The following is a 6,790-nucleotide window of genomic DNA, read 5'->3' as shown; positions in this document are numbered from 1 at the left end:
TGATTTTGGCATGAAAAATACCTCCAAAGTAACAGATTTTTATATTTAATCTGTCTACTTTAGAGGTATCATATCAGATTCACAGAGGCAACTCTTCTTGCAGCTATGGAAAATCCGGTGAAATTTATGGAGACAAGAGATAAAGAAGCGGTGAAAACCCTGGGAGAGACTGGGGGGCTTGGAACCGTTGCCACAAGAGCAGACATTATTGAGAAACTTTTCCATTCCTTTATGATGGAGAAAAAAGGCAATGAGATCCATATTACCTCAAAGGCAAAACAGCTTCTGGAGCTGGTGCCGGAAGACCTGAAAAAGCCTGAGCTCACGGCTGACTGGGAGATGAAGCTTTCCCAGATTGCAAAAGGCAGGATACGTCAGGGGGATTTTCTTCACCAAATCCGTGACTATACCTGTGAAATTGTAGATGAGATCAAGAACGGGGAGGGCACGTTCCGCCACGACAATCTTACCAACAAAGTATGTCCGCAGTGCGGCAAAAAACTTCTGGCTGTCAATGGAAAAAACAGCAAAATGCTGGTATGCCAGGACCGTGAGTGCGGCTACCGTGAAACGATTTCCCGCACTACCAATGCCCGTTGTCCGAAATGCCATAAACGTATGGAAATGTATGTGAAAGGTAAGGAAGAGACGTTTGTCTGCCAGTGTGGTTATAAGGAGAAGCTTTCCGCGTTCCAGGCAAGACGCCAGAAAGAGGGCGCAGGAGTAGGCAAGCGTGATGTGCAGAACTATCTGCGCAGGCAGCAGAAGGAGGCAAATGAGCCGGTGAATAATGCTTTTGCACAGGCATTGTCTGGAATTAAGCTGTAAATACAGAGGATAGATAATACGGAGATGCTGTTGATGGCAGCATGTTATATTACTGTTCACTGGCAATGTTCCGCGAGACGTTTTTTGTGAATATCGTTTACAGAAAAAACGGGAATCTCAGCGGGAAATCATGGGAATGCATGATTTCTGTGCATCGCGAAGTGAACCGTAACCTTGTTTGTCCACAAAAAAATAAAAGAAAGAGGAATTTGCATATGCGCCGAGAAGTATCTTTGGAAGAGATTTCCGACGGAAGACTTTATGAATTAAACGATATGGTAAAGGCAGACTGCCAGGATTGTGCAGGATGTCATGACTGCTGTGAGGGAATGGGGGATTCAGTTGTGCTGGATCCCATGGATGTGTACCGCCTGTGTACGAATCTGGGAAAAACACCGCAGGAACTGGTAAGCGCAGGGCTGATCCAGTTTGATGCCATGGATGGGAACATTCTGCCTCATCTTTGCATGAGTGGAAAAAACCAATGTTGTGTTTTCCTGAATGAACAGGGACGGTGCAGCATCCATGACTTCCGTCCTGGTTTCTGCAGACTTTTCCCATTGGGACGTTTCTATGAAAATGGAGGATTTAAGTATTTTCTGCAGATCCATGAATGTAAGAAGACAAGCCGGAGCAAGATCAAGGTAAAGAAATGGATCGACACTCCGGATCTTCGCCAGTATGAAAAGTTTGTAGCTGACTGGCATTATTTTTTGCTGGATGTGCAGGAGGTTCTTTATAATGCCACAGATGCCCAGCTGATCAAAAATCTGAATTTATATGTGGTGAATCGTTTTTATATGAAAACATATGAAGTGGGCAGAGATTTCTATGAGCAGTTTGAAGAAAGACTGACAGAAGGAAAGCAGCTGTTAAGTCTGGCATAATTGAATAGAAAAACTCCCGGAACACTTGAGCCTGTTTGAAAAATCTTACAGAAAGCTTTTTCAGACACGCTCTAGAGCGCCCGGGAGTCTTTTATTTTTAGATTGCAGTATTCCATTAGAAGCTTTGGGAGGGACTATGGTGTCTGCGCACTAAAAATCAGAAATATATATCAAATGTTAAGTGAAAATCAAATTGTTGAAAAGTAGTCCGTATAATAGAATACACGAATTTCTCCATTTTGGCAAGAGATTTTTTGTAAAAAACTAAGAAATGCCAAGATATATAAAAAATAAGATAGTTACTGGTCACAAAGTGAACAATAATACAAGACAATGCTGCATTATGAAACAGGCCAACTCATTCTGGACATTAGAGAAAAATGTTGTTATAGTAGATAAGAGAAATTAGAGAAATATATCCCTTTAAATACACAGGAAAGAGGAAAAAGCTATGCCAGTATTTGATTTCAGCGGTGCTTCTGCAAGTAAAGCGGAGGCAAAGTGTACTTACACAACATTTCACAGCAGCCATACGAAGCCTTCACCGGAGCAGCCGATCATGGTGCTTGACAATAAAGAGAGACAGTGGAAACATCATTCCTGCGGTGTGTTTACCAATCCGGTAAACCGTACTGCTTTTGATTTTAAGGAAGAAGACGGTAACCATACAGCAGATGTGGTGAAAATTGATTCCAGATTTACCAGTCTTTTGAAATGGCTGGGAGACAGCAGGATCAATGTACGTTTGTCTGGTACTAACAGGGAGGACGGATATGCGGTATACCGCATTCGCGAAACTGCTTTTGGCGGCGGCACAAAGCTTTCTGCAGAGGATGGCTTTCTGCAGTTTATGATTGAGAGACTTCTGGAGAGTAATGCACCTGCTGAGGCAGAAGAGGATGAGGAACAGGAGGAAAACGGTGATGAGATGAAGCTTACCAGCATTCAGAGTATTACCGATTTTATGACCTGCGCAGGCAAAACACTGCCGGATAATATCAGACTCTGGACCAGAAGAAATCTGGCAGTGGCAAGATCCAGTGAAGTTTCCCAGGAAGAGCGCCATCATGCACAGAGGGCTCTTTCTATTATGTTGAATATCCAGTGGAAGAACAATTATTTTGAAGCAATCGATCCTGTTGAGGCAAGGAGAATCCTGGATGAAGAGCTTTATGGAATGGAGCGTGTGAAACAACGTATTATCGAGACGATTATCCAGATCAACCGTACACATACCCTTCCGGCCTACGGACTTCTTCTGATCGGACCTGCCGGTACTGGCAAATCCCAGATAGCCTATGCAGTTGCAAGAATCCTGAAACTTCCGTGGACTACGCTGGACATGAGCTCAATTAACGACTCTAAGCAGCTTACCGGAAGCCCCCGTATTTACGCAAATGCAAAGCCCGGAATTATTATGGAGGCATTTTCCATGGCTGGTGCCTCTAATCTGGTATTTATTATTAACGAGCTTGATAAGGCAAATTCCGGCAAAGGAAATGGAAATCCGGCAGACGTACTTCTTACCCTTCTGGACAATCTTGGATTTACAGATAACTATATGGAGTGTATGATCCCAACTGGCGGTGTTTATCCAATTGCTACTGCAAATGACCGTGACCAGATCAGTGCACCGCTGATGTCCAGATTCGCAGTAATTGATATTCCGGATTATACAGCTGAGGAGAAGAAAGTAATCTTTTCCAGATTCTCTCTTCCGAAAGTTCTTAAGAGAATGCATATGGAAGAGAGTGAGTGCATTATCACAGAGGGGGCGCTGGAGGCAATCATCCAGCGTTATTCCAATACTTCAGGTATTCGTGATCTGGAGCAGGCAGCAGAGCACATTGCGGCAAATGCACTGTATCAGATCGAGGTCAACCATGTAGAGAAGGTAGAGTATACCAGAGAGATGGTGGAGGAACTTCTGAAATAGAAAAGATGAATTATTATATTCGATAACAATATTCGCAAAATAATCATAATATAAAAATATACAAGAGAAACATATAACAGGAGTGATAAAAATTGGAATTCTGGGACATCTATGATATTAACAAGAAACCTACAGGCCGCACCATGAAGCGAAACGACTGGTGCTTAAAAGACGGGGAATACCATCTCACCGTACTTGGAGTAGTGGCAAGACCAGATGGTACGTTTCTCATTACCAAACGTGTGATGACAAAAGCCTGGGCACCAGGCTGGTGGGAAGTTTCCGGCGGTGCAGCACAGGCAGGGGAATCTTCTTATGATGCTGTACTCCGCGAAGTGAAAGAGGAGACAGGCCTTGATGTAAGCGGTGCGCAGGGCGGCTATCTTTTTACTTACAAAAGAGAGAATCCAGGGGAGGGAGACAACTATTTCGTAGATGTTTACCGCTTTGTGATGGATGTGAAAGAAGAAGATCTACACCTTCAGGAAGAAGAGACAGACGGCCACATGTTTGCCACTCTGAATCAGATCAAGGAATTTGCAGCCCAGGGAAAATTCCTGCACTATGACAGTATTCAGGCTGCCTTTGAGAATCTGTAGATTTATTATATATTCTGCAGGAAATAACTGTGATATGCAGGGAGATTTTTTTTACGAATTCTGATGAAATGGGAATATTAATTAGAGCGTGCTGGTCAGACTGCGAGCAGTACAATTCTGTTAAGGGTATGTAAAATATAATTGAGATAAAAATAGTTTCTTGTAATTTGAAGAAAGGTGTATTATAATAAGCAACGAAATCTGAATAAAGACCAGGGGAGTTTCAATTGAGAAGCTGAGAGTAAGGTAGTCCTTAGACCCTTTTAACCTGTTGGATCATGCCAGTGTAGGAAGTGTTTAACGATGTAATTAGGAGCATTTGTCTGGATGGCAGGTGCTCTTTTTTCATACTGACTGACAGAGCCTGTTCAGTTCCGTCACAGTTTCAAGAATGGTTCTTATTCGATTTTTAACGCAAAGTCCTGTTTATGGGACAGAAAATAGGAGGAAAAGAAAATGAACGCAAGTGTAGCAATTCAGGTACTGCCAAATGTACAGGATGAAGAGGAAGTTATCCGCATTGTAGACGAGGTGATCGCCTACATCAGATCCACTGGTCTGAACTATTATGTAGGACCATTTGAGACCACCATTGAAGGTGATTACGACCAGCTGATGGATATTGTAAAAGAGTGTCAGCATGTAGCTGAGCGCGCAGGCTGCAAGGCTATGAGCGTATATGTTAAAATTGCATATAAACCAGAAGGGGATGTACTTACCATTGAAAAGAAAGTTACCAAACATCACCAGTAAGATACCTCCAATTGCAGCCATGGCCGTGATTCTGCTTGGCTGGGAAGTGGTAAGCATTTCGGGAATTGTTCCCTCCTACATGCTTCCATCTCCGGTAGCAGTGCTGACAGCCCTGTTTGGCGATCTGCCAACCATACTTTTCCATGCGAAATTCACTTTGCTGGAATCCTTTTACGGACTTCTCATTGGAATCGCGCTGGCATTTGTGTTTGCAACTATGATGGATCGGTTCCGTGTAATGGATCAGGCATTTTATCCGATCATGATCATTACGCAGACCATACCGACCATTGCCATTGCGCCAATTCTGGTGCTTTGGATGGGATTTGGAATGGCACCGAAGATCACTCTGGTTGTGATCACCACTTTTTTCCCAATTACAATCGGACTGCTGGATGGATATAAAAGTGTGGATCCGGATGCCATTCGTCTGATGAAGGCCATGGGAGCCAGCCGGGCACAGATTTTCCGCCATGTGAAATTTCCAGGTGCTTTGCCCCAGTTTTTTTCCGGGCTGAAAATATCTGCTTCCTATGCAGTTGTAGGAGCAGTTGTTTCTGAGTGGCTGGGTGGATTTAACGGACTTGGTGTTTATATGACCCGTGTAAAAAAAGCATATTCTTTTGATAAAATGTTTGCAGTCATTATCTTCATTGTGATCATCAGCCTTTTACTTCTTCTGGCAGTAAATATTGTCAGCCGGATCACAATGCCATGGCTGCAGGTAGAAAAGGAGAAAAATAATGAATAAGAATCTGAAAAAAGTAATCGCACCAGTTGCAGCGGCAGCTATGGTGCTTGCAGTTCCTACAGGTGTATACGCAGAAGATGGTGCACAGGAGAAAATCACATTCTGCCTGGACTGGACACCGAATACCAACCACACCGGACTTTATGTAGCACAGGCAAAAGGCTACTACGAAGAAGCTGGTCTTGATGTAGAAATCGTTCAGCCACCGGAAAATGGTGCAGCCCTTATGTGCGCAGCAGGTCAGGCTCAGTTTGCAATCGAAGCCCAGGATACCATGGCTGCTTCCCTTGCACTTGACGAGCCTCTTGGAATCACAGCAGTTGCAGGAATCATTCAGCACAACACCTCCGGAATCCTTTCCCGAAAAGGTGACGGAATTGACAAACCAGCCGGACTTACCGGAAAAACCTATTCCACATGGGATTCCCCAATCGAGCTTGCTATGCTGGAAAATGTTGTAAATGGTGACGGTGGAGATTTCAGCCAGGTTACCCTGATCCCTAATGATATTACAGATGAGCCTGCAGCACTTGCTGCCAAGCAGACGGATGCCATCTGGGTATTCCAGGGCTGGGGCGGAATCAATGCTGACGTAGAAGGTGTAGACTGCGACTATTTTGCATTCTCTGATATCAATCCTGTATTTGACTACTACACACCGGTTATCATTGCAAATAACGACTATCTTGCTGAGAATCCGGATCAGGCGAAAGCATTTATGGAAGCAACTGCAAAGGGATATGAGTTTGCAGCAGAGAATCCGGATGAGGCAGCACAGATCCTCATTGACGGCGATAATACAGGCTCTCTGAAGGATGCTGAAGATCTTGTAAAGAAGAGCCAGGAATTCCTTTCCACAAAATACATTGACGATGCAGAAAGCTGGGGCGTAATTGATGCAGACAGATGGAATGCATTCTACAAATGGCTGTATGAGAACCAGCTTTGCGACAAGGATCTTACTGGAGTCGGATTTTCTAACGAGTATCTTCCACAGTAAGGAATGAAAGAGAAAGAAATTAACGCATAGAGCTAT

General features: G+C 43.8%; 6 protein-coding genes, 1 pseudogene and 1 riboswitch. All 7 genes and pseudogenes read left to right on the top strand.

Features of this window, described 5'->3' with window-relative positions; all coding sequences use genetic code 11:
• Positions 1-78 precede the first annotated feature (78 nt).
• Positions 79-828: pseudogene (locus tag AB5Z12_RS17690) on the top strand (DNA topoisomerase); the annotation flags it as partial.
• A 215-nt stretch (positions 829-1,043) separates the two neighbouring features.
• Positions 1,044-1,715, top strand: coding sequence for a YkgJ family cysteine cluster protein (locus AB5Z12_RS17685; RefSeq protein WP_173769748.1), 672 nt, complete (start codon positions 1,044-1,046; stop codon positions 1,713-1,715).
• A gap of 451 nt (positions 1,716-2,166) precedes the next feature.
• Positions 2,167-3,651 (top strand): AAA family ATPase, encoded by a 1,485-nt coding sequence (locus tag AB5Z12_RS17680; RefSeq protein WP_118583860.1) that lies wholly within the window; start codon positions 2,167-2,169, stop codon positions 3,649-3,651.
• Between the two features lie 92 nt (positions 3,652-3,743).
• On the top strand, positions 3,744-4,250 hold the full coding sequence (locus AB5Z12_RS17675; RefSeq protein WP_173769749.1) for an NUDIX domain-containing protein: 507 nt from the start codon (positions 3,744-3,746) through the stop codon (positions 4,248-4,250).
• Positions 4,251-4,454: 204 nt separating this feature from the next.
• Positions 4,455-4,561, top strand: a riboswitch (TPP riboswitch).
• Positions 4,562-4,706: 145 nt separating this feature from the next.
• Positions 4,707-5,003 (top strand): thiamine-binding protein, encoded by a 297-nt coding sequence (locus AB5Z12_RS17670; protein ID WP_118583864.1) that lies wholly within the window; start codon positions 4,707-4,709, stop codon positions 5,001-5,003.
• Positions 4,972-5,754 carry an ABC transporter permease gene (locus tag AB5Z12_RS17665; RefSeq protein ID WP_368357422.1) on the top strand — a complete coding sequence of 261 codons (783 nt, stop codon included), beginning with the start codon at positions 4,972-4,974 and terminating at the stop codon, positions 5,752-5,754. The genes AB5Z12_RS17670 and AB5Z12_RS17665 overlap by 32 nt, the downstream gene beginning before the upstream one ends.
• Positions 5,747-6,754, top strand: a complete 1,008-nt coding sequence (locus AB5Z12_RS17660) for an ABC transporter substrate-binding protein (protein WP_294422139.1) — start codon at positions 5,747-5,749, stop codon at positions 6,752-6,754. Before AB5Z12_RS17665 ends, AB5Z12_RS17660 begins: the two co-directional genes overlap by 8 nt.
• The last annotated feature ends 36 nt before the right edge of the window (positions 6,755-6,790 follow it).

Origin of the sequence: Ruminococcus sp. RTP21358st1_G6_RTP21358_211008, assembly GCF_040908885.1 — a bacterium.
GTDB classification, from domain to species: domain Bacteria; phylum Bacillota; class Clostridia; order Lachnospirales; family Lachnospiraceae; genus Blautia_A; species Blautia_A faecis.
The sequence above is the reverse complement of the archived record's forward strand: the minus strand, read 5'-3'. Positions and strand labels throughout refer to the sequence as shown.

Bases quoted from the DNA above. Each gene is read 5' to 3' on its own strand.
- AB5Z12_RS17685 (WP_173769748.1), top strand. From the start codon at position 1,044: ATGCGCCGAGAAGTATCTTTGGAAGAGATTTCCGACGGAAGACTTTAT.
- AB5Z12_RS17680 (WP_118583860.1), top strand. From the start codon at position 2,167: ATGCCAGTATTTGATTTCAGCGGTGCTTCTGCAAGTAAAGCGGAGGCA.
- AB5Z12_RS17670 (WP_118583864.1), top strand. From the start codon at position 4,707: ATGAACGCAAGTGTAGCAATTCAGGTACTGCCAAATGTACAGGATGAA.
- AB5Z12_RS17660 (WP_294422139.1), top strand. From the start codon at position 5,747: ATGAATAAGAATCTGAAAAAAGTAATCGCACCAGTTGCAGCGGCAGCT.